Consider the following 22993-nt stretch of genomic DNA (forward strand, 5'->3'; position numbering starts at 1 on the left):
GTTCAGAGGGACTCGTAGTCGTTGTCGAGCAGCTCGAACAGCTCCTCGTCGGTGGCTGTGGCGACGTCGAACACGTCGTCGTCGCCGGCTGAGGGCTCTGCCGTACCCCACCGGTCGAGCAGGGTGCGCATGCGGGTGAAGAGTTCGGTGTGTTCGGGGTCGTCGCGCTGGACGGAGGCGAGCACGGTCTCCAGGTAGTCGAGGGAGGCCAGGGCGGAGGGGAACCGTACGGCCTCCCCACTGGAGAACTCCTCCCGCAGGTAGCCGGCGATGGCGGCGGGGGTGGGATAGTCGAAGACGAGGGTCGCCGGCAGGGTTAGGCCTGTCGCGTTGCCGAGGCGGTTGCGCAGGTCGACGGCGGTCAGCGAGTCGAGGCCCAGTTCGCGGAAGGCGCGGCCGGTCTCGACGGTGCCGGGATCGTCGTGGCCGAGGACGATGGCCGACTCGGTGCGCACGAGGCGGAGTAGGGCCTCGTCGAGTTCCTTGCCGGACAGTCCGGAGAGTGCGAGGGCCGGCGCGGCGGGCCGGTCGGCGAGCGAGGGGAGCTCCGCCGCGCGGCCGGCCGACGGGAGGGTGTCGAGCCAGTAGCGGCGGTGCTGGAAGGCGTAGGTCGGGAGCGGCACACGGCCGCCGCCCGCGCCGAGCGCGGGCTCCCAGTCGACCGCGACTCCGCGCACGTGCACCTCGGCGACCGAGGTGACGAAGCGCGGCAGTCCCCCTTGATCCCTGCGGAGGGTTCCGGCGACGGCGGCCCCGGGCCTGGCCGATGCCTCCAGGGTCTCCTGGAGGGCGGCGGTGACCACCGGGTGGGGGCTGATCTCGATGAAGACGTCGTGGCCGCGTTCGGCGAGGGTGCGGACGGCCTGCTCGAACCGTACGGTTTCCCGCAGGTTGGTGTACCAGTAGCCGGCGTCCATCGTCGTGGTGTCGAGCACGTCGCCGGTTACGGTGGACAGCAGCGGCACCGCGGCCGCACGCGGGGTGACATCGGCGAGCGCGGTCAGCACCTCGTCGCGGACGGCCTCGACCTGCCGCGAGTGTGAGGCGTAGTCCACGGGGATGAGCCGTGCCCGCTCCCCCTCCTCCTTGACCTGGGCGACGAACTCGGTGACGGCCTGCGGTTCCCCGGCGACGACCACGGCGGCCGGGCCGTTGACGGCGGCGACGGAGATGCCGCCGTCATAGGCCGCGAGCCGCGCATCGACCTCGTCGCGCGGGAGGGCGATCGAGGCCATCGCGCCGGTTCCCGCCAGGGCGAGGACGGCGCGGCTGCGCAGCGCCACGACCTTGGCGGCGTCGTCGAGGGACAGGGCCCCGGCGACGTAGGCGGCGGCGATCTCGCCCTGGCTGTGGCCGGTGACGGCGTGAGGGTGCACGCCATATGAGCGCCAGAGAGCGGCGAGCGACACCATCACCGCCCACAGGGCGGGCTGCACGACGTCCACCCGGTCCAGGCCCGGCGCCCCCTCGTCTGCGCGCAGGACGCCGGAGAGGGACCAGTCGACGTACGGCGAGAGCGCACTTTCGCAGGCCGCGATGCTGTCGGCGAACACCGGGGAGGTGTCGAGCAGTTCGACCGCCATCCCCTCCCACTGCGACCCCTGACCGGGGAAGACGAACACGGTCCTGCCCTCGGTGTCGGCCACTCCCCGCACCAGGTTCGCCGCCGACTCTCCGGCGGCGAGCGCGGCCACCCCGGTGAGCAGCCGGTCCCCGCCCTCGCCGGCAACGACGGCCCGGTGCTCGAACAGAGCGCGGGTGGAGACCAGCGAGCGCGCCACGTCCGCAGCGGGGACCGGGCCGCCGGAATCCAGGTGAGCTCTCAGCGTTGCGGCCTGGCCGCGCAGGGCTTCGGCCGTACGGGCCGACAGGACCCACGGCAGGACCGACGGCGGCTGGGCGTCCTCCGGTGCGGCGGCGGGCAGCGGGTCGGCCTGTTCGATGATGACGTGGGCGTTGGTGCCGCTGACGCCGAAGGACGACACTCCCGCGCGGCGGGGCCGCCCGGTGCGGGGCCACTCCCTGGTCTCTGTGAGCAGTTCGACCCGGCCCGCCGACCAGTCGACGTGCGGTGTGGGCTCGTCGACGTGCAGCGTGCGCGGCAGCACGCCGTGGCGGATGGCCTGGACCATTTTGATGATCCCGGCGGCTCCGGCGGCGGCCTGGGTGTGGCCGAGGTTGGATTTGAGGGAGCCGAGCCACAGCGGGGTGTCGTCCGGCCGGTCCCGGCCGTAGGTCGCGATGAGGGCCTGGGCCTCGATCGGGTCGCCCAGGGTGGTGCCGGTGCCGTGGCCCTCGACGGCGTCGATGTCGCCGGGCGTCAGGGCGGCGCCGGCGAGCGCCTGGCGGATGACACGCTGCTGGCTGGGGCCGTTGGGGGCGGTCAAGCCGTTGGAGGCGCCGTCCTGGTTGACGGCGGTGCCGCGCACGACGGCGAGCACCTCGTGGCCGAGGCGCCGGGCGTCCGACAGCCGCTCCACGAGGAGCAGCGCCACCCCCTCCGCCCAGCCGGTGCCGTCGGCCGCTCCCGCATATGCCTTGCAGCGGCCGTCGGCGGCCAGTCCGCGCTGCCGGGAGAACTCGACGAACACGGCGGGAGAGGCCATCACGGCGACACCTCCGGCCAGCGCCAGGTCCGATTCGCCGCTGCGGAGCGACTGCACGGCGAGGTGCAGGGCCACGAGGGAGGAGGAGCAGGCGGTGTCGACCGTGACGGCGGGACCTTCGAACCCGAAGGAGTAGGCGATGCGGCCGGAGGCGACGCTGCCGGCGTTGCCGTTCGCGATGAAACCCTCCAGCGGGGTGGGGGCCTCGCCGACGCGGGGCGCGTAGTCGTGGTACATCACACCCGCGAAGACACCGGTTCTGCTGCCGCGCAGGGTCCGCGGGTCGATGCCGGCGCCTTCCAGCGCCTCCCAGGCGGTCTCCAGCAGCAACCGCTGCTGCGGATCGGTCGCCAGAGCCTCGCGCGGCGAGATGCCGAAGAACTCGGCGTCGAAGTCGCCGGCCTCGTGCAGGAATCCGCCGTGGCGGGTGTAGGAGGTGCCGGGGTTCTCCGGGTCGGGGTTGAAGAGCCGCTCGATGTCCCAGCCCCGGTCGGCGGGGAACTCCGAGATCGCGTCCCGGCCTTCGGCCACGAGCCGCCACAGGTCGTCGGGCGACCGCACGCCGCCCGGCAGGCGGCAGGCCATGCCCACGATGGCGATCGGCTCGTCGGCCGGCGCCGCCGCCGGGGTGGGGGCGGCCGGCTCGGCCCGGTCTCCGGTCTTCTCGGCGACGAGGAACGCCGCGACCGCCTCGGGGGTCGGGTGGTCGAAGGTGAGGGTGGCGGGCAGGCGCAGGCCGGTGGCGGCGTTGAGCCGGTTGCGGAGTTCGAGGGAAGTGAGGGAGTCCAGGCCGAGGTCGGTGAAGGCGCGGTGCGCGCCGACGGACTCGACGCCGGTGGAGAGTACGGCTGCCGCCTCAGCCCGCACCAGCTCCAGCGCCTCGGCGGCGCCGAAGACGGACAGGGGGGTGGCCGTGGCCTCGGGCCGGCTTCGCCGCACCAGGTTCCGGAGCAGGGGCGGCACCTCGCCGCGGCCCCGGTTGAGAGCCGGCAGGGTGAGCGGTGCGGGGACCACGGTGGGCAGGCCGGTCTCGCGGGCGGCCCGGAACAGGTCGAAGCCCTCGTCCGCGTCCAGTTCCCGCACGCCGAGCCGTGCGGTGCGTGCCCGGTCGGCGTCGGTCAGGTGGGCGGTGACGCCGCTGGTCCCCGCCCACAGGCCCCAGGCGAGGGAGAGCGCGGCCAGGCCGCTTGCGCGGCGGTGGGCGGCGAGGGCGTCGAGGAACACGTTGGCCGCGGCGTAGCCGGCCTGGCCCGCGCTGCCCAGCACCCCGGCGACCGAGGAGAACAGGATGAAATCGGCGAGGTCGAGGTGCTTGGTGAGGTCGTGGAGGTGCCAGGCGGCGTCCACCTTGGGGTGGAGGACGTGGTCGAGGCGGTCGGAGGTCAGTGAGCCGAGGACGCCGTCGTCGACGACTCCCGCTGTGTGCACCACGGCGGTGAGGGGATGTTCGGCGGGGATCGTGTCTAGGACGCCTGCCAGGAAGGAGCGGTCGGCGACGTCGCCTGCGACGATCGTCACCTTTGTGCCTTGGGCGGACAGCTCAGCGGCCAGTTCCCTCGCGCCGGGGGCCCGGTCGCCGCTGCGGCTGACCAGGACGAGGTGGCTTGTGCCGTACTCGGCGGCGATGCGGCGGGCGAACAGGGCTCCCAGGGTGCCGGTGCCGCCGGGGATCAGCACGGTGCCTTCGGGGTTCCAGCGGCCGTCGGAGGCGGTCCGGCCGTGTGGAGCGGGCCGGGTCAGTCGCGGCGCCAGGATCACGCCGCCGCGCACCGCCACCTGGGGTTCGCCCCCGGCCACAGCCGGCAGGGCGACCCGCAGATCCTGTGCTCCGCCGTCCGGGTCGAGGTCCACCAGGCCGATGCGGCCGGGGTGCTCGGACTGTGCCACGCGCACAAGCCCCCACACGGGTGCGGCGGCGAGGTCGGGGCTCTCCCCGTCTCTGGCTGCGACGGCGCCCGTCGTCACCACGACCAGGCGGGACGCCGCGTACCTCTCATCGGCGAGCAACCGCTGAAGCCGCTCCAGCACCTCCCAGGCCGTCTCGTGGGCGGCGGTCACGACTTCCTTGCCCACCTCGGGGGTGACGGGGACGACCAGGAAGTCGGGGCCGGGAACCGGGTCGCCGTCGAACGCGGTCGTCGGAGCTGTCCCGGTGGTCTCAACACCGATTTCAGTCCAGGTCACCTCGAACAGCGAGTCCGGGTCGATCCCTGCACTCTTCACCTGGCCGGCGGAAACCAGCCGTGTCCTCAACGAGGCGACCTCGGCGACCGGCGCACCCGCGGCGTCGTCCACCCGCACCGACAGCTCGTCGGGGGCGAGCGCCGCCAACCGCACCCGTACGGCGGAAGCCCCCGTGGCGTGCAGCCGCACCCCTCGCCACGCGAACGGGAGGTGGTTCTTTTCCGTGGGCGTGGTGGGAAGGGCATCGAAAGCGAACACGTGCAGAGCGGCGTCCAGCAGCGCCGGATGCAGCCCATAGCCTTTGGCGCTCTCCTTCTCCGGGAGGGCAACCTCGGCATAGAGGACCGAGTCTCGCCGCCACGCCGCCCGCACCCCTTGGAACGCCTCGCCGTAGTGCAGCCCGGCGTCGGCCAGCGCCTCGTAGAACCCCTCGGCCGGGATGGGGTCGGCACCCGGGGGTGGCCATTCGGTCTCGCCGGGAGGGACCGGGTCGGGGTGTGTGCCGAGTGAGCCGGTCGCGTGGCGGGTCCACGGGGTCTCCGGGGACGCGTCGCCGGGCTTCGAGTGGACGGTGATCGTACGGTGGCCGTTCGCATCGGGTTCGGCCACCTTGACCTGGATGTGCACCCCGCCGCGCTCGGGCAGCACAAGCGGAGCCTCGATCACCAGCTCGTGCAATGTGTCGAGGCCGACCTCGTCCCCGGCGCGGATCGCGAGTTCCACGAATGCGGTGCCGGGAAGCAGCACCGTTCCACCGACGGCGTGGTCGGCCAGCCACGGATGCGTCTGCGTCGACAACCTGCCGGTGAGCAGCACCCCCTCGCCCTCGGCCAACCGCACCACGCCGCCGAGCAGGGGGTGCTCCGCCGTACCGAACCCGAGGTGGGCCGGGTCACCGGTCGCGGAGTCCTCCAGCCAGTAGCGCTTGTGCTGGAAGGCGTAGGTCGGCAGGTCGACGTGCCCGCGCGGCTCGGGGAAGACGGCGTCCCAGTCGACGCGGCTGCCGCTGACGTGCGCGGCGCCGACCGCCGAGAGAAGGGTCTCTGCCTCTGGGCGGTCCTTACGCAGGGCCGGAAGGAGCAGCGGTGCCTCGCCGGTCAGGGACTCCTGGGCCAGGGCGCTCAGCACGCCGTCCGGCCCAAGCTCCAGGAATGTCGTGACACCGTGTGACTCCAGCTCGGTCACCACGTCCCCGAACCGCACGGCCTCGCGCACCTGACGCACCCAGTAGCCGGGATCGGCCAGTTCATCTGCAGTGGCGACACGTCCGCTCAGGTTGGACACCACGGGAAGCTCGGGCTGAGCCGCCTCAACCGAGGCCACGACCTGCCGGAACTCGGCCAGCATCCCGTCCATGTGCGCCGAGTGGAACGCGTGCGACACCCGCAGACGGCGAGTACGGTGCCCCCGCCCGGCGAACACCTCCGCCAGCTCCAAGACGGCGGCCTCGTCACCCGACACCACGACGGAGGCAGGCCCGTTCACCGCGGCGATCGACACACCTGCCTGATCCGCGAGCGCCGAGACTTCCTCCTCGGAAGCACCCACCGCCACCATCGCCCCACCCTGCGGGAGCGCCTGCATCAACCGGCCACGAGCCGCCACCAGCCGCGCAGCCTCCGCGAGCGGCCACACCCCGGCCACACACGCGGCAGTCAGCTCACCGATCGAGTGCCCGGACACATAGTCGGGACGCACCCCGAACGACTCCAGCAGCCGGAACAGGCCGTAGCCCACCGCGAACAGCCCCGCCTGGGCGAACACGGTCCGGTCCAGCTGCCCCTCGGTGCCCGGCTCGCCGAACACCACCGCCTTCACGGGATGCTGCACGTGCCCGGCCAGGTGCCTGTCCAGCTCGGTGACGGCCTCGTCGAAGGCCGTCGCGAACACCGGGAATCGGGCGTGCAGCTCCCGTCCCATCCCGGCCCGCTGCGAGCCCTGACCGGTGAACCACAACGCGAGCCCGCCACCTGCCCGCCCCCGGACGACAGCCGTCGCCTCGCCCGCCCAGGTGACGGGATCTGCGGACGTCTTCTTGGTGAGCGACTCAAGCCCGGCCAGGAACCCCTCGCGGTCGGCGGCCACCACGACCGCCCGCTCCTCGAGCACCGCCCGCGACGTCGCGAGCGACCAGCCCACGTGCGCAGGCGATACCTCCGGCGAGTCTGACAACAACGCCGCCAGCCGCTCCGCCTGCCCGCTCAACGCCTCGAGTGACCGCGCCGACAACACCCACGGAAGCGTCACCCCGGAAGGACCTCCGGACAGCGCCGGGACCTCCTCGGGTGCCTGCTCCACGATCACATGAGCGTTGGTCCCGCTCACCCCGAAAGCCGACACCCCGGCCCGCCGCGGACGGCCGGTCTGCGGCCACGGACGGGACTCGGCCAGCGGCGCCACGGCCCCGCTCTCCCAGTCCACGTGCGGCGACAACTCCTCCACGTGCAAGGTGCTCGGCAGCACCCCGTGGCGGATGGCCTGCACCGTCTTGATGAGCCCGGCCACACCCGCCGCCGCCTGCGTGTGCCCGATGTTGGACTTGAGCGACCCCAGCCAGAGGGGTTCCCGTTCACCTCGATCTGTGCCGTACGTCTCGATGAGGGCGTGCGCCTCGATCGGATCGCCGAGGGAGGTGCCGGTGCCGTGGGCCTCGACGGCGTCGATCTCGGTGGGAGACAGTCCTGCGGCGACGAGTGCCTGCCTGATGACCCGCTGCTGAGACGGCCCGTTGGGCGCCGTCAAGCCATTGGACGCGCCGTCCTGGTTGACCGCGCTCCCCCGCACCACCGCCAGGACCCGATGACCCAGCCGCACCGCATCCGACAACCGCTCCACCACCAGCAGACCGGCCCCCTCAGCCCAGCCTGTGCCATCGGCCCCCGCACCAAAGGCCCGGCACCTGCCGTCCACCGACAACCCGCGCTGACGCGAGAACTCCACAAACCCCACCGGAGACGACATCACCGACACCCCACCCGCAAGCGCCAGATCCGACTCCCCCGACCGCAGCGACTGCACCGCCAGATGCAACGCCACCAGCGACGACGAACACGCCGTGTCCACCGTCACCGCCGGACCCTCAAACCCCAGCGCATAAGCGATCCGCCCCGAGGTGACGCTGGCCGCGTTGCCGATGCTGAGGTAGCCGTCCACATGGGCGGGTGTGGCCGCCAGCCGGGCGGCGTAGTCCTGGCCGTTCATGCCGGCGAAGACGCCGACCTTCCCGCCCCGCAACCCGGCCGCGTCGAACCCGGCGCGCTCAAGCGCCTCCCACGCCACCTCCAGCAACACCCGCTGCTGCGGATCGGTCGCCAGCGCCTCACGCGGCGAGATGCCGAAGAACTCGGCGTCGAACCCGGCGATGTCGTCGAGGAAACCGCCGTGCCGCGTGTAAGACGTGCCCGGGACGTCCGGGTCGGGGTCGTAGAGCGCCTCCAGGTCCCAGCCCCGGTCGGACGGGAACTCCGTGATCGCGTCCCGGCCCTCCGCGACCAGCTCCCAGAGATCCTCCGGCGACCGCACCCCACCGGGGAACCGGCACGCCATCCCCACGATCGCGATGGGTTCGCGGCGCTCCTCGTCGGCCTTCCGCAGGCGTTCGCGTGCGTCGTGCAGCTCGGCGGACACCCGCTTGAGGAGGTACCTGATCTGGTCCTCAGCCACTGTTGGAACCTTTCTCTTTTTAGGAGATGCCGAGCGTCCGGCCGATGAAGTCGAGCAGTTCGTCGTCGGTCGCCGACGACAGCTCACCGGCGACCTCGTCGGCTGCCGTGGGGCCGCTCCACTTCGCGACGACCCCCCGCAGCCGCGCCGCCGCGGCCTCGCGCTCGGCGCGGTCGACCGCGGCGCGGGAGAGCAGGGATTCGAGCGCCTCGATCCCCGCCAGCACCGACGTGATGGTGACGTCGGCCGCCGGCACGATCTCCCGGTGCAGGTGGTCGGCGATGGCCGCAGGGGTGGGGTGGTCGAAGACCAGGGAGGCCGGGAGCCGGAGCCCGGTCTCCCCGGTCAGCCTGTTGCGCAGTTGCACTGCGGTGAGCGAGTCGAACCCTTGGTCGCGGAGGGGCTTGTGCGGATCCACCGCCTCGGGGGAGGAATGTCCCTGGACGGCGGCGATCTGGCCGCGCACGAGCCGCAGCAGCGCCGGCACACGCTCGCTCTCGGGCAGCTCGCCGAGCCGCCGCGCAAGGTCGTCCTGGCCGTGCCGTACGGCGGGAGCCTGATCGGCGAACAGCGCCTCGGTCTCGGGCAGTTCGCGGATCAGGGGGTGCGGCCGGTCGCGGAAGAGCACCGGCCAGTCGACGTCGGCGATCACCAGATGCGTCTCGTCGCCGGCGAGTGCCGCGCCGAGGGCGGCGACGGCCTGCTCGGGGGGCATGCCGGCGAGGCCGTGCCGGGCGAAGTGCCGTTCGGCGTCGGAGGCGACGATGCCGCCGCCCGCCCACCTGCCCCACGCGAGGGAGGTGGCCGGCAGGCCGTCGGCGCGGCGCGCGGCGGCGAGGGCGTCCAGGTAGGCGTTGCCGGGCGCGTAGTTGCCCTGCCCCGCGACGCCGCAGACACCGGCGATCGAGGAGAACAGGATGAAGGCCGACAGGTCGTGGTCCTTGGTGAGTTCGTGCAGGTGGCGGGCGCCGAGCACCTTGACCCTGGCCGCGCGGTCGAGCTGCTGCGGGGTCAGGTCGGAGATGAGGGCGTCGTCCAGCACGGCCGCCGTGTGCACGACGGCGGTGAGCGGGTGTGCGGCGGGGATCGAGGCGATGACCTCGGCCAGGGCCGCCCGGTCGGACACGTCGGCGGCGGCGAACGTCACCCGCGCCCCGAGCGCGGCCAGCCGCTCCCGCAGCTCCGCCGCGCCGGGTGCGGCGTCGCCGCGCCTGCCGACGAGCAGCAGGTGCGCGGCTCCCCGCGCGGCGAACCACTCCGCCACCCGGCCGCCCAGCGCCCCCGTGCCGCCGGTGATGAGCACGGTGCCGCCCGGCTCCCACGTGTCGAGGTCACGGGCCGAGGGTGACCGTATCAGCCGCCGGGCGAGCACTCCCCCGCCGCGCACTGCCGTCTCCACCTCGCCGCCACCCGCGACGAGGGACGCCACGAGTGTCCACTCCCGGTCGCCGGTCTCGGCGGGCAGGTCGATCAGGCCGCCCCAGGTGTGCGGGGCCTCGACGGCGGCGATGACGCCGAGCCCCCAGGTCAGCGCCTGTTCCGGGCCGGTCACCGCGTCGGTGGCCCCTGTCGTCACGGCCCCCCGGGTCAGGCACCACAGCCTGCCTCCGGCCTCGGTGTCGTGCAGGGCTTGGAGCAGCGCGACGTTGGCCGCGTGGCCCCACGGCACGGCCGAGTCGCCGAGATCGCCTTGGGCGAGCGCCAGGAGCGAGACGACACCCGCGACCGGCCCGTGCTTGACAAGCGCGTCGGCCAACTCCTGCCGGTCCGGGTGCTCGACCGGCAGCCGTACGGCATGAGCCCCGCGCCCCGCCAGCGCCCGCACCGCCGCCTCGCCGTCGGGTGCGTCGCGCCCGGTCACCACAATCCAGGTGCCGGTGAGCCGGCCGGCCTCCGGCTGCGGCACCGGCCGCCACAGCAGGCGGTAGCGCCAGGAGTCGACCGCCGAACGTGTGCGCCGCCTGTCCCACCAGGAGGCCAGCGCGGGCAGCACCGCGCCCAGGGCGTCACGGTCGGAGCCGTCGCCCAGTGTGTCGGCCAGCGTGCCCACGTCGTTGGCGGCGACGAGCTCCCAGAACTCGTCGTCGGGCGCCCGCCGCTCCTCGGGCGACTCGGTTCGGGTCGGTTCGAGCCAATAGCGTTTGTGCTGGAAGGCGTAGGTCGGCAGGTCGACGTGCCCGCGCGGACCGGGAAAGACGGTGTCCCAGTCGATGCCGGCGCCGTTGACGTGGGCGGCGGCGACGGCCGACAGGAGCGTCTCGGCCTCGGGGCGGTCCTTGCGCAGCGCCGGAACGAGCAGCGGTGCCTCGCCGGTCAGGGACTCCTCGGCCAGGGCGCTCAGCACACCGTCCGGCCCAAGCTCCAGGAATGTCGTGACACCGTGTGACTCCAGCTCGGTCACCACGTCCCCGAACCGCACGGCCTCGCGCACCTGACGCACCCAGTAGCCGGGGTCCGCCAGTTCATCTGCCGTGGCAACACGACCGGTCAGGTTGGACACCACGGGAAGCTCAGGGCGAGCCGCCTCAACCGAGGCCACGACCTGCCGGAACTCGGCCAGCATCCCGTCCATGTGCGCCGAGTGGAACGCGTGCGACACCCGCAGACGGCGAGTACGGTGCCCCCGCCCGGCGAACACCTCCGCCAGCTCCAGCACGGCAGCCTCATCACCGGACAGAACCACCGAAAATGGTCCGTTCACCGCGGCGATCGACACCCCTGCCTGATCCGCGAGCGCCGAGACCTCCTTTTCGGAAGCGCCCACCGCCACCATCGCCCCACCCTGCGGGAGCACCTGCATCAACCGGCCACGAGCCGCCACCAGCCGCGCCGCCTCCGCCAGTGGCCACACCCCGGCCACACACGCGGCCGTCAGCTCACCGATCGAATGCCCCGACACGTAGTCCGGACGCACCCCATACGACTCCAGCAGCCGGAACAGGCCGTAGCCCACCGCGAACAGCCCCGCCTGCGCATAAACGGTCCGATCCAGCAGCCCCTCGGTGCCCGGTTCCCCGAACACCACCGCCGTCACCGGATGCGAAACGTGCCCCGCCAAGTGCCGGTCCAACTCCGTGACCGCCTCGTCGAACGCCGCCGCGAACACCGGGAACCGGGCGTGCAGCTCCCGCCCCATCCCGGCCCGCTGCGAGCCCTGACCGGTGAACCACAACGCGAGCCCGCCCCCGGCCCGTCCCCGCACGACAGCCGTCGCCTCGCCCACCCAGGAGATTTGCCCGACGGGCACCCCCTGGGCCAGCTCCGCGAGCCCCGCCAGGAAGCCCTCCCGCTCGGCCGCCACCACCACGGCCCGCTCCTCCAGCGCCGCCCGGGACGTCGCCAGCGACCACCCCACATCGCCAGGCGACACCTCCCCCGAGCCGGTCACCAATGCCGTGAGCCTCCGTGCCTGCCCGGTCAGCGCCTCGGGCGACCGCGCCGACAACACCCACGGAAGCGTCACCCCGGAAGGACCTCCGGACAGCGCCGGCGCCTCCTCGGGTGCCTGCTCCACGATCACGTGGGCATTGGTGCCGCTCACGCCGAACGCCGACACCCCGGCCCGCCGCGGACGGCCGGTCTGCGGCCAGGGGCGCGTCTCGGTGAGCAGCTCCACCGACCCGGCCGACCAGTCCACATGCGGCGACGGCTCGCCGGCGTGGAGGGTGCGCGGCAGGATCCCGTGCCGGATGGCCTGCACCATCTTGATGACGCCCCCCACACCCGCAGCAGCCTGGGCGTGTCCCACGTTGGACTTGAACGACCCGAGCCAGAGCGGTTCGCCGCCTTCCCGGCCTCTGCCGTACGTCGCGAGGATGGCCTGCGCCTCGATCGGGTCGCCGAGGGCGGTCCCCGTGCCGTGCGCCTCGACGGCGTCGACCTCGGTCCCCGACAACCCGGCCGAGGCGAGCGCCTGCCTGATGACGCGCTGCTGGGAGGGGCCGTTGGGGGCGGTCAGCTGGCTGCTGCGGCCGTCCTGGTTGACGGCGGAGCCGCGGATGACCGCGAGCACGCGGTGGCCGAGGCGGCGGGCGTCGGACAGGCGGGTGAGGGCGACGAGGCCGACGCCCTCGGCCCACGAGGTGCCGTCGGCGGCGGCGGAGAACGCCTTGCAGCGGCCGTCGGGGGCGAGGCCGCGCTGGCGGCTGAACTCGATGAACATGCCGGGTGTGGCGAGCACGGTGGCGCCGCCGGCGAGTGCGAGGGAGCATTCGCCGGCTCTGAGGGCCTGGACGGCGAGGTGGACGGCGACGAGGGACGACGAGCAGGCGGTGTCGACGGTGACGGCGGGGCCTTCGAGTCCGAAGGAGTAGGCGATGCGGCCGGAGGCGACGCTCGACGTGGTGCCGGTGAGGACGTAGCCGTCGGTCTGCCGGGCGGGCACGTGGTGCAGGCTCGGGCCGTAGTCCTGGGCGATGACCCCGACGAACACGCCGGTGTCGCTGCCGCGCAAACCCAGCGGGTCGACGGCGGCGTTCTCCAGCGTCTCCCAGGCGGTCTCCAGCAGGAGCCGCTGCTGGGGGTCGGCGGCGAGGGCCTCGCGCGGCGAGATGCCGAAGAAGTCGGCGTCGAACCCGGCGGCGTCGTAGAGGAAACCCCCTTCCCTCAGGTAGGTCTTGCCGCTGCGGTCCGGGTCCGGGTCGTAGACGCCGTCGGTGTCCCAGCCTCGGTCGGCGGGGAAGGGGCCGATGGCGTCGCGTTCGGCGAGCACCAGGTCCCACAGGGCCGCCGGTGAGTCCGCCCCGCCGGGGAAACGGCAGGCCATGCCGACGATCGCGATCGGCTCGCTCCCCGCGGACTCCACGTCGTGGAGGCGCCTGCGGGTCTGCTGGAGCTGTACGGTGACCCGATTGAGGTAGGAACGGAGCTTCTCTTCGTCCGTCATGCGTGATCCACCTTCTTGGATGCCGGTCACGAGAGCTTGAGCTCGTTGTCGATGAGGTCGAACAGTTCGTCGTTGCCGGCGGCTGCGATGGCGTCGGCGTCGAAGTCGGAGGGGCCGCCGGCAAGCCCGCCGGGGCCGCCGAGCCGGCCCAGCAGGTCGCCGAGCCTGCGTGCGGCCTGTTCGCGCACCGCGGCGCCGACGCCGTCCAGCAGGGCCGCTTCGAGCCGGTCGAGGTCGGCGAGGGGGTCGGCCTCAGGGGGCGGCGGGGCCAGCAGCGTGTGCAGATGGCCGGCGACCGCCTCCGGGGTGGGGTGGTCGAAGGTCAGGGTGGTGGGCAGGCGCAGGCCGGTGGCGGCGGTGAGCCTGTTGCGCAGCTCGATGCTGCTGAGGGAGTCGAACTCGGCGTCGAGGAACCCCCGGTCGGGCTTGATCGCCTCCGGTGAGGGGTGGCCGAGCACGGCTGCCGCCGTACTCCGCACGAGGTGCAGCAGGCGGCGGCGCCGCTCGGCCTCGGGCAGGCCGGCGAGGTCGCCGAGACCCTGCGGGGCGGCTGCCGCGGGGGCCGCGGCGCGGCGGTGCGCCGGCCTCCGCACAAGCCCGCTGAGCAGCGGCGACGCGTCGGCGGACGGGTTGAGTGCGGCGGTCACGTGCAGCGGTCCTGGGGCGGCGAGGGCCGCGTCGAGCAGATCGAGCGCGTGGCCGGTCGGCATGGGGGCCAGGCCGCCTCTGGCGAGTCTCGCCAGGTCCGTCGCGCCGAGGTGGCCGGTGAGGCCGCTGGCCTGCTCCCAGTGGCCCCAGGCGAGGGAGGTGGCGGGCAGGCCGCGTGTGTGCCGCTGCACGGCGAGGGCGTCGAGGAGGGAGTTCGCGGCGGCGTAGTTGGCCTGGCCCGCGTTGCCGAGGAGGCCGACCGCCGAGGAGAACAGCACGAAGGCGGACAGGTCACGATCGCCGAGGAGGTGGTGCAGGTTCCAGGCGGCGTCGGACTTGGCGGCGAACACCCGGTCGAGTTGCGCGGTGGTGAGCGAGCCGGTGAGCCCGTCGTCGAGCACACCCGCCGTGTGCACGACCGCCGTCAGCGGGTGCTCGGCGGGCACCTCGCCGAGGAGTGCGGCGAGCTGCGCCCGGTCGGCGACGTCGGCCGCCGTGATCCGCACCTGTGCGCCGAGGGCGGCGAGCTCGGCCTGAAGTTCCGCCGCGCCGTCGGCGGCGGGCCCGCGTCTGGAGGCCAGCAGCAGGTGGCGTGCGCCGTGGCGGGTGACGAGGTGACGTGCGGTGAGGCCGCCGAGGGTGCCGGTGCCTCCCGTGACGAGCACCGTGCCGTCCGGGTCGAGCGGAGCGGGGAAGGTGATCACGAGCTTGCCGGTGTGCCGGGCCTGGCTGAGGTGCCGCAGGGCGTGGTGGGCGTGCCGGGCGTCCCAAGCGGTCACCCGCGGCGGGTCGAGCACACCGCTCTCGAACAGCGCGGCCAGCTCGCCGAGCAGCTCCCCGACGCGGTCGCGGTCCACGTCGAACAGGTCGAATGCCTGGTAGGAGGCCCCTCGGTGCCGCGCCGCCACGTCCTGCGGGTCGCGCTGGTCGGTCTTGCCGAGTTCGATGAACCTGCCGCCGTCGGCCAGCAGCTCCAGCGACGCGTCGGTGAACTCGTGCGCCAGCGTGTTCAGCACCACGTCCACTCCGCGCCCGCCGGTCGCCGCGCGGAACCGGTCCGCGAACTCGACGGTGCGTGAGGAGGCGATGTGGTCGTCGGCCAGGCCCTGGGCCCGGAGGGCAGGCCACTTGGCCGGCGAGGCCGTGCCGTAGACCTCCGCACCCCAGTGGCGGGCGAGCTGCACGGCGGCTGTCCCGACACCGCCGGTGGCGGCGTGCACGAGAAGCCGCTCGCCGGGGCGCAGCCCGGCGAGGTCCGCCAGGCCGTGGTAGGCGGTGAGATAGACGACGGGTACGGCTGCCGCCTGCGCGAACGTCAACCCGGCGGGCATGGGGGCGAGGTAGCGGCGGTCGGTGACGGCGGCCGGTCCCGCGGTGCCGTGGAAGAGGCCCATGACCCGGTCGCCCGGCGCCAGGCCGGTCACCCCCTCGCCGACCTCCAGCACGACGCCCGCGCCTTCGGCCCCGATGCGGGCGCCGCCCGGATACATGCCGAGCGCGATGAGCACGTCGCGGAAGTTCAGCCCCGCCGCGCGCAGCGCGACCCGCACCTCGCCCGGCGCGAGCTCGCGCTCGGCCTCGGGTGCCGGCAGCAGCGCGAGGTTGGCCAGGGTGCCGGGAGTGGTGACGTCGAGCCGCCAGGCGCCCGCGCCGGGCGGCCGGAGCGCGTCGTCGGGGCCCGGAAGCGCGAGCCTCGGCGCGAGGACCTCGCCGCGCCGCACCGCGAGCTGAGTCTCACCTGTGGCGAGCGCACATCCGGCCGCCGCCCACGACTCGGGCGTCTCGTCGACGTCCAGCAGCACGAAGCGGCCGGGGTGTTCCGTCTGCGCGGTGCGGACCAGCCCCCACACTCCCGCCGCCGCAGGGTCGAGCACGTCCTCCCCCTGGTGGGTGGTGACGGCCCGGCCGGTGACCAGCACCAGCGTCGCCGCCGCGAACGTGTCGTCGGCCTGCCACTCCCGCACGAGGGTAAGCACGCGCGCCGCGAGCTCCCTCGCGGCCTCGGGCATCGGCCCCTCGCCTGCGACGGGCACCAGCACGAACGGCGGGGGCGTGGCACCGCCGGCGAGCGCCGCGCGCAGGGTGGCCAGGTCGGGGCAGCGGACGAACGCAGCCTCCCCGGCCGGCGCGAGCACACGAGCGAGAGGAGCGTCTCCGATCACGACCGGCGGTGTCGCGAGCAAGGGCTCCGTCGACGGCTGCGCGTTCCACTCGACCGTGTACGGCACAGCCGTCCGTGCCCTGCCCCCCGGCTTGGCGGTCGGCCGCAACGTGAGGGACTCGACGGTCACGGCCGGTGCCCCTTCGGCGTCCCACGCCTCGATCGCCACCCGGTCGGCGGCCGATCGTGTGACGCGGACCCGCAGATGTCCGGCCCCGGCCGCGTGCAGGGCCACGCCGTTCCACACGAACGGCAGCAGCGTGCGCACGTCGCCTGCCGTGTCCTCCGGTTCGCCGTGGGCGTCGAGGGCGACACCGATGGCGGCGTGCAGCACGGCGTCGAGCAGGGCGGGGTGGGCGTTGAACCCCACGGACTCGCTCACCTGGTCGCCGTCACCTGCCACCACGTCCGCGTACACCGCGTCCGGGGTGCGCCACACCGCACTCACGCCTCGGAAGGCCGGGCCGTAGCCGTAGCCCCGGCCGGCCAACCGGTCGTAGAGGTCGGCCACGTCGACCGCTTCGGCGTTCGCGGGCGGCCAGGCGGCACCCGTGCGGGTCGTCTGAGGGGGGCCACCGGCTATGGGAGCGAGCACGGCGGTCACGTGGCGAGTCCACCCGGACTCTCCCTCGGCTGACGTGTTCGAACGCTCGGGCTCCGCCGTACGCGAATGCACGGTGAGGCCGCGGCGGCCCTCCTCGTCGGCGGGGGCGACGAACACCTGGAGGTCGGCCGTCCTGTGATCCGGCAGCGGCAGCGGGGCCTCCAGGGTGAGCTCCTCCACCTGCCCGCCCCCGGTCCGGGCGGCGGCGTGGAGAGCCAGTTCCAGGAAGGCGGTGCCGGGAAGCAGGACCTCGCCGTGCACGGCGTGGTCGGCCAGCCACGGGTGGGTGCGGGTGGACACCCGGCCGGTGAGGAGTGTGCCGCCGCCTCCCGCCAGCTTTGCGGTGGCCCCGAGCAGCGGATGCCCGGCGTCCTCCAGCCCGATCCGGCTCGCCTTCCCGTGCGGGGCGGGGGTGTCCAGCCAGTAGCGGCGGCGCTGGAATGCGTAGGTGGGCAGGTCGACGACCTTCGCGGCGGTGCCGGCGAAGGCGCTCCGCCACTCCACCGGCAGGCCGTGCACGTGTGCTCGGGCGAGCCCCTCGGCGAACGCCTCGGCCTCCGGCCGGTCGGCGCGCAGCAGCGGGGCGAACACGGCGGCGGAGTCGTCCAGAGAGGTGTTCGCCAAGGCGGTCAGGACGGCGTCGGGACCGAGTTCGAGATAGGCGGTGACGCCGAGGTCGTGGAGGGTGCGCAGGCCGTCGTGGAAGCGTACGGCGTCGCGGATGTGCCGCACCCAGTAGCCGGGGCCGGTGAGTTCGGCGGCCGTGGCGAGGCGGCCGGTCACGTTGGAGACGACGGGGAGGCGGGGCGGGGCGAACGTGAGCGTCTCGGCGACCGCGCGGAAGTCCTCAAGCATCGCGTCCATGTGCGGCGAGTGGAAGGCGTGGCTGACGCGCAGCCTGCGCGTCTTGCGCCCGCGCTCACGCACCTGGCTCTCGATCAGGTCCACGAGGTCGGCATCGCCCGAGACCACCACCGAGGCCGGGCCGTTGACCGCCGCGAGGGAGACGCGGCCGGCGTGCCCCTTCAGCAGCGGTACGGCTTCCGCCTCGGAGATCTGAAGCGCCGCCATCGCCCCTGAAGCGGGAAGAGCCTGCATGAGCCGCCCCCTGGCGGCGACCAGCGCGGCGGCGTCGGCCAGTGACAGCACTCCGGCGACGTGGGCGGCGGCGAGTTCGCCCACGGAGTGGCCGACGAGGTGACCGGCCCGCACCCCGAAGGACTCGACGAGCCGGTGGAGGGCGACCTCCAGCGCGAAGAGCGCGGGCTGGGCGAACTCCGTCGTGTCGAGCGCGGCGGCCTCGGGTGTGCCCGGCTCGGCGAACATGATTTCGCGGATCGAGGCCCCTCCGGCCAGGTGGTCTCCGAACGCGGCGTCGACCTCGTCGAGTGCTCTGGCGAAGACAGGATGGGCACGGTAGAGCTCCGCCCCCATGCCGGGCCGCTGACTGCCCTGCCCGGTGAAGAGGAAGGCGGTACGGCTCGGCCCCGCACCCTTGACCGCGGCCCCCGTGATCAAGCCGGGTGTTCCGCCGTCGGCCAGGTGGCCGAGCCGGGCGAGGAGTTGTGCGCGGTCGTTCCCGGTGAGCACGGCGCGGTGCTCGAAGCTCGCCCTGGTGGTGGCGAGCGACAGGCCGACGTCGGCGGCGCTCACCCCTGGGGCGGCGGCCAGGTGCTCGCGGAGCCGTACGGCCTGCCCGCGTAGCGCCTCCTCGGACGCGGCCGACAACACCCACGGCACAGGGGCGCCGGTCGCTTCCGTCCCCCGGCCGGCCACGTCATGCCGGCTCTGCCGCACCGTCTGCTCGTCGGGCACGTCGGGTGCCTGTTCGAGGATGAGGTGTGCGTTGGTGCCGCTGATGCCGAAGGACGACACCCCCGCCCGGCGTGGGCGGCCGGTGGCGGGCCACGGGGTGACGCCGGTGAGGACCGAGACGCCGCCGGAGGTCCAGTCGACGTGGGGTGAGGGGCTGTCGTGGTGGAGGGTGCGCGGCAGGGTGCCGTCGCGCATGGCGTGCACCAGGGCGATGACGCCGGTCACCCCGGCGGCGGCCTGGGTGTGGCCGAGGTTCGACTTGGACGAGCCGAGCAGCAGCGGCCGGTCCGAGGGGCGGTCCCGGCCGTAGGTCGCGAGGATCGCCCCGGCCTCGATGGGGTCGCCGAGCGTGGTGCCGGTGCCGTGGGCCTCGACGACGTCGACGTCGGAGGGGCGCAGCCCGGCGTCGGCGAGCGCCTGGCGGATGACATGCTCCTGGGAGGGGCCGTTGGGCGCGGTGAGGCCGTTGCTCGCGCCGTCCTGGTTGACGGCGCTGCCGCGGATCAGCGCGAGCACGGTGTGCCCGTGGCGCAGCGCGTCGGACAGGCGCTCCAGCATGACCAGCCCGGCCGCCTCGGCCCACGCCGTCCCGTCGGCCGCGGCGGAGAAGGGCTTGCACCTGCCGTCGGGGGCGAGGCCGCGCTGGCGGCTGAACTCCGTGAACATGCCGGGTGTCGACATCACGGTGACACCCCCGGCGAGGGCCAGGTCGCACTCGCCGTCGCGGAGGGCACGCACCGACAGGTGGAGCGCGACGAGCGACGACGAGCAGGCGGTGTCGACGGTGAGCGCCGGGCCGGTGAAGCCGAAGGTGTAGGCGAGCCGGCCGGAGGCGACGCTGGTGAGGCTGCCGGTGAGGGTGTGGCCCTCGTAGCCGGGGGGCGCCTCGTGCAGGCGGGGGCCGTAGTCCTGCGGCATCGTGCCGACGAACACGCCGGTGCGGCTGCCGCGCAGGGTCGCCGGGTCGATGCCGGCGCGTTCGCACAGCTCCCACGAGGTCTCCAGGAGGAGCCGCTGCTGCGGGTCCATCGCGGTGGCCTCGCGGGGGCTCAGCCCGAAGAAGGCGGGGTCGAAGCGGTCGGCGTCGTAGAGGAAGCCGCCGTGGCGGGTGTAGCTGGTGCCGGGGCGGGCGGCGTCGGGGTCGTAGAGGCCGTCGAGGTCCCAGCCGCGATTGCCGGGGAAGGGGCCGATGGCGTCGGTGCCGGACAGCAGGAGCCGCCACAGCTTCTCCGGGGTGTCGGCGTCGCCTGGCCACCTTCCGCTCGTCGCCACGATCGCGATCGGCTCGCCGGAGCGCTCGCGAACCGTCGCCTCGGCCCTGTCCCGGCCGGAGCCGGGGGTGAGGAGGTTCTCGAGGTGGAGGGCGACGGCCAGCGGAGAGGGCCGGTCGTAGGTCAGCGTCGCCGGCAACGCCAGGCCGGTGGCCTCGGCGAGGCGATCGCGGAACTCGACCGAGCCGAGGGAGTCGAGGCCGAGATCCTTGAACGACGCGTCCGGGTCGACGTCCTCGCCGCTGCCCTGCCCGAGCACCAGCGCGGCGGCGGTGCGCACCGTTTCGAGCAGCTTGAGCCCGGGTTCGGCGTCCGCGACGGGCTCTGGGGGGATGTGGCCCGGGGCGGACTGCGAGTCCTTCCCGGTCTCAACGGAGGTGCCGAGCCACAGGTGGCGGCGCTGGAAGGCGTAGGTGGGCAGCGGCACCCGGCGGGCGCCCCCGGGCAACGCGTCGGGCCACCGTACGGCGACGCCCGCGGTGTAGAGGTGCGCCAGGGAGAGCAGGAACCGCCGTGGGCCGCCCTCGCCGCGGCGCAGGGTGCCGGCGACCACGGGAGCGGGGCCGGGGACGCCGTCGAAGGTCTCGCGGATGCCGCCGACAAGCACGGGGTGGGGGCTGCTCTCCAGGAAGACGCCGTAGCCGTCGGCGTGGGCGGCCTCGACGGCCTGCCGGAGTTCGACGGTGTGGCGGAGGTTGCGATACCAGTAGCCGGCCGTGAGGCGTGCGGTGTCGAGTCTGCCGCCGGTCACCGTGGAGTAGAAGGCCAGGTCGGCGGCCTTCGGTGTGAGGTGCGAGAGCCGGTCGAGCACCTGGTCGCGCACGGCCTCGACCTGGGGTGAGTGGGAGGCGTAGTCGAGGGGGACGATTCGCGTCCTGACGCCCGCCCGCCCAAGTTCGGCGAGGAGTTCGGCCAGGGCCGCCGGGTCGCCGGAGACGACGGTGGAGTGCGGGCCGTTGACTGCGGCGACGCTGATCGAGTCGAGCCAGGGGGCGATCCTTTCGCGCACCTGGTCGGCGGGAAGGGCGATGTGGGCGACGGTGCCGGTGCCGGACAGGGTGGCGAGCACGTGGCTGCGGAGCGACACCGCGGCGGCGGCCTGGTCGAGGCTGAGCGCCCCGGCGAAGCAGGCGGCGGCGAGTTCGCCCTGGGAGTGGCCGACGACGGCTCCCGGCTCGACGCCGAGGGCACGCCAGACGTGGGCCAGCGACAGCATGACGGCGAACAGCGCCGGTTGCACCACGTCGACCCGGTCGAGGGAGGGTTCGCGGGCGGTGCCGTACACGAGGTCGTGGAGTGACCAGTCGTGGTGCGGGGCGAGGGCGTCGGCGCAGTCGGCCAGGTGGGCGGCAAACAGCGGGGACCGTTCGGCCAGTTCGCGGGCCATGCCCTGCCATTGGGAGCCCTGGCCGGGGAAGACAAAGACGGTGCCGCCGGTGTCACGCCGCGTGCCCCGCACGAGGGCCGCCGACTGGCCGCCGTCCGCGAGGGCGCGCAGGCCGCCGAGCAGCGTCTCCCGGTCGTGGCCGACCACGACGGCGCGGTGACGGAACTCCGTGCGGGTCGTCACCAGGGAGTGCGCGATGTCGGCGACCTCGCCGGCGTGGAGCGGTCCCCCCTCTTCCGTGTGCCGGAGCAGCCGCGCCGCCTGGTCGCGCAAAGCCGCCTCGCTCTTCGCCGACAGCACCCACGGGACGGGCGGGGACTCGCCGGCCGGGCCGGTGAAGCGGACCTGGTCGTCCGGCTGCGTTTCACCAAGGGAGGGCGGTTCGCCGACGATGAGGTGGCAGTTGGTGCCGCCCATGCCGAAGGAGCTGACGCCGGCCAGCAGAGGGCGCTCGGGGTGGGGCCAGGGGCCGGACCGGGTGCGCACGCGCAGGTTGAGGTCGTCCAGGGGGATGCGGGGGTTGGGGCGGTCGAAGTTGAGGCTTGGGGGCAGGCGGCGCCGGCTGATGCTGAGGGCGGTCTTGAGCAGGCCGACGATGCCGGAGGCGCCTTCGAGGTGGCCGACGTTGGTCTTGGCGGAGCCGACGTGGAGGGGGTCGCCCTGGGGGCGGGCGGCGCCGTAGGCGGCGCCGAGGGCGGTGGCCTCGATCGGGTCGCCGGTCTTGGTGCCGGTGCCGTGCAGCTCGACATATTGCACGTCGGCGAGGTCCACGGCGGCGGCGCCGGCGGCCAGGCGCAGGACCTCGCCCTGGGTTTCCGGGCCGGGCACGGTGAGGCCGTCGGTGGCGCCGTCGTTGTTGGCGGCGCTGCCGTGGATGACGCAATAGACGCGGTCGCCGTCGGCGAGGGCGCGGGCCAGGGGTTTGAGTACGACAACCCCGCCGCCCTCGCCGCGTGCGTAGCCGTTGGCGCGGCTGTCGAAGGTGTAGCTGCGGCCGTCGGGTGACAGTCCGCCGAACAATTCCGCGGCGCGGGTGCTCTCGGGGACGAGGTTGAGGTTGACGCCGCCTGCGATGGCCAGGGTGGTCTCGCCGGTGCGGAGGCTCTCGCAGGCGAGGTGGACGGCGAGCAGCGACGACGACTGGGCGGAGTCGACGGTGAGGCTGGGGCCGCGCAGCCCGAGCGTGTAGGAGACGCGGTTGGCGATGACGCCGCGGCTGAGGCCGGTCAGGGTGTGGCGGGTCGCGGTGCCGGCGCGGTGCAGCAGCAGGGCGTAGTCGGAGGCCATCGCGCCGATGAACACTCCGGTACGGCTGCCCGCCAGCGTGGCCGGGGGCAGTCCGGCGTCCTCCAGCGCCTCCCAGCCGAGTTCGAGGGCGAGCCGCTGCTGGGGGTCCATGGCCTCGGCCTCGCGCGGGGAGATGCCGAAGAACTCGGGGTCGAAGCCCGCGACGTCGTCGAGGAAGGCGGCGAAGCGGATGCCGGCGCCTTCGGGAGAGTGGGAGCGGTGTCCCGGCGGCATCTCCCTGATCGCGGACTCGCCTCGGTCGAGCAGGCGCCAGAATGCCTCGGGGTCGGGTGCGCCGGGCAGTCTGCAGGCCAGTCCGACGACGGCGACGCCTGCGGCTGTGGAACCGCTCACCTCAACCTCTTCCCGCTCGCCGGCCGGTGCCTGCGGCATTGCGGACGCACGTTGCCGGGATCCCACCGGGTGAGCGACGGCTGCGCCGTACGTTTATGGGAGTGCGGGGGTAAATCACCACGTGCACA

Annotated in this window: 3 protein-coding genes; all 3 read right to left on the reverse strand. The window is 73.8% G+C overall.

Annotation, left to right across the window (positions count from 1 at the left end; translation table 11 throughout):
- Positions 1-2: 2 nt before the first annotated feature.
- From Ssi02_RS38985 to Ssi02_RS30415, 3 genes are read right to left on the reverse strand one after another with little or no spacing between them, the layout of a single operon-like run.
- Positions 3-8453 carry a type I polyketide synthase gene (locus tag Ssi02_RS38985; protein ID WP_275410761.1) on the reverse strand — a complete coding sequence of 2817 codons (8451 nt, stop codon included), beginning with the start codon at positions 8451-8453 and terminating at the stop codon, positions 3-5.
- 19 nt (positions 8454-8472) lie between these two features.
- The gene (locus Ssi02_RS38990; protein ID WP_204031006.1) at positions 8473-13338 is read right to left on the reverse strand and encodes a type I polyketide synthase; all 4866 of its coding nucleotides are present in this window, start codon (positions 13336-13338) and stop codon (positions 8473-8475) included.
- 26 nt (positions 13339-13364) lie between these two features.
- Positions 13365-22865 (reverse strand): type I polyketide synthase, encoded by a 9501-nt coding sequence (locus Ssi02_RS30415; RefSeq protein ID WP_204031007.1) that lies wholly within the window; start codon positions 22863-22865, stop codon positions 13365-13367.
- Positions 22866-22993 lie beyond the last annotated feature (128 nt).

It is taken from the genome of Sinosporangium siamense, assembly GCF_016863435.1.
Lineage (GTDB): Bacteria > Actinomycetota > Actinomycetes > Streptosporangiales > Streptosporangiaceae > Sinosporangium > Sinosporangium siamense.

Excerpts from the sequence above, each read along its gene's own strand:
- Ssi02_RS38990 (WP_204031006.1), bottom strand. The coding sequence starts at position 13,338 with ATGACGGACGAAGAGAAGCTCCGTTCCTACCTCAATCGGGTCACCGTA.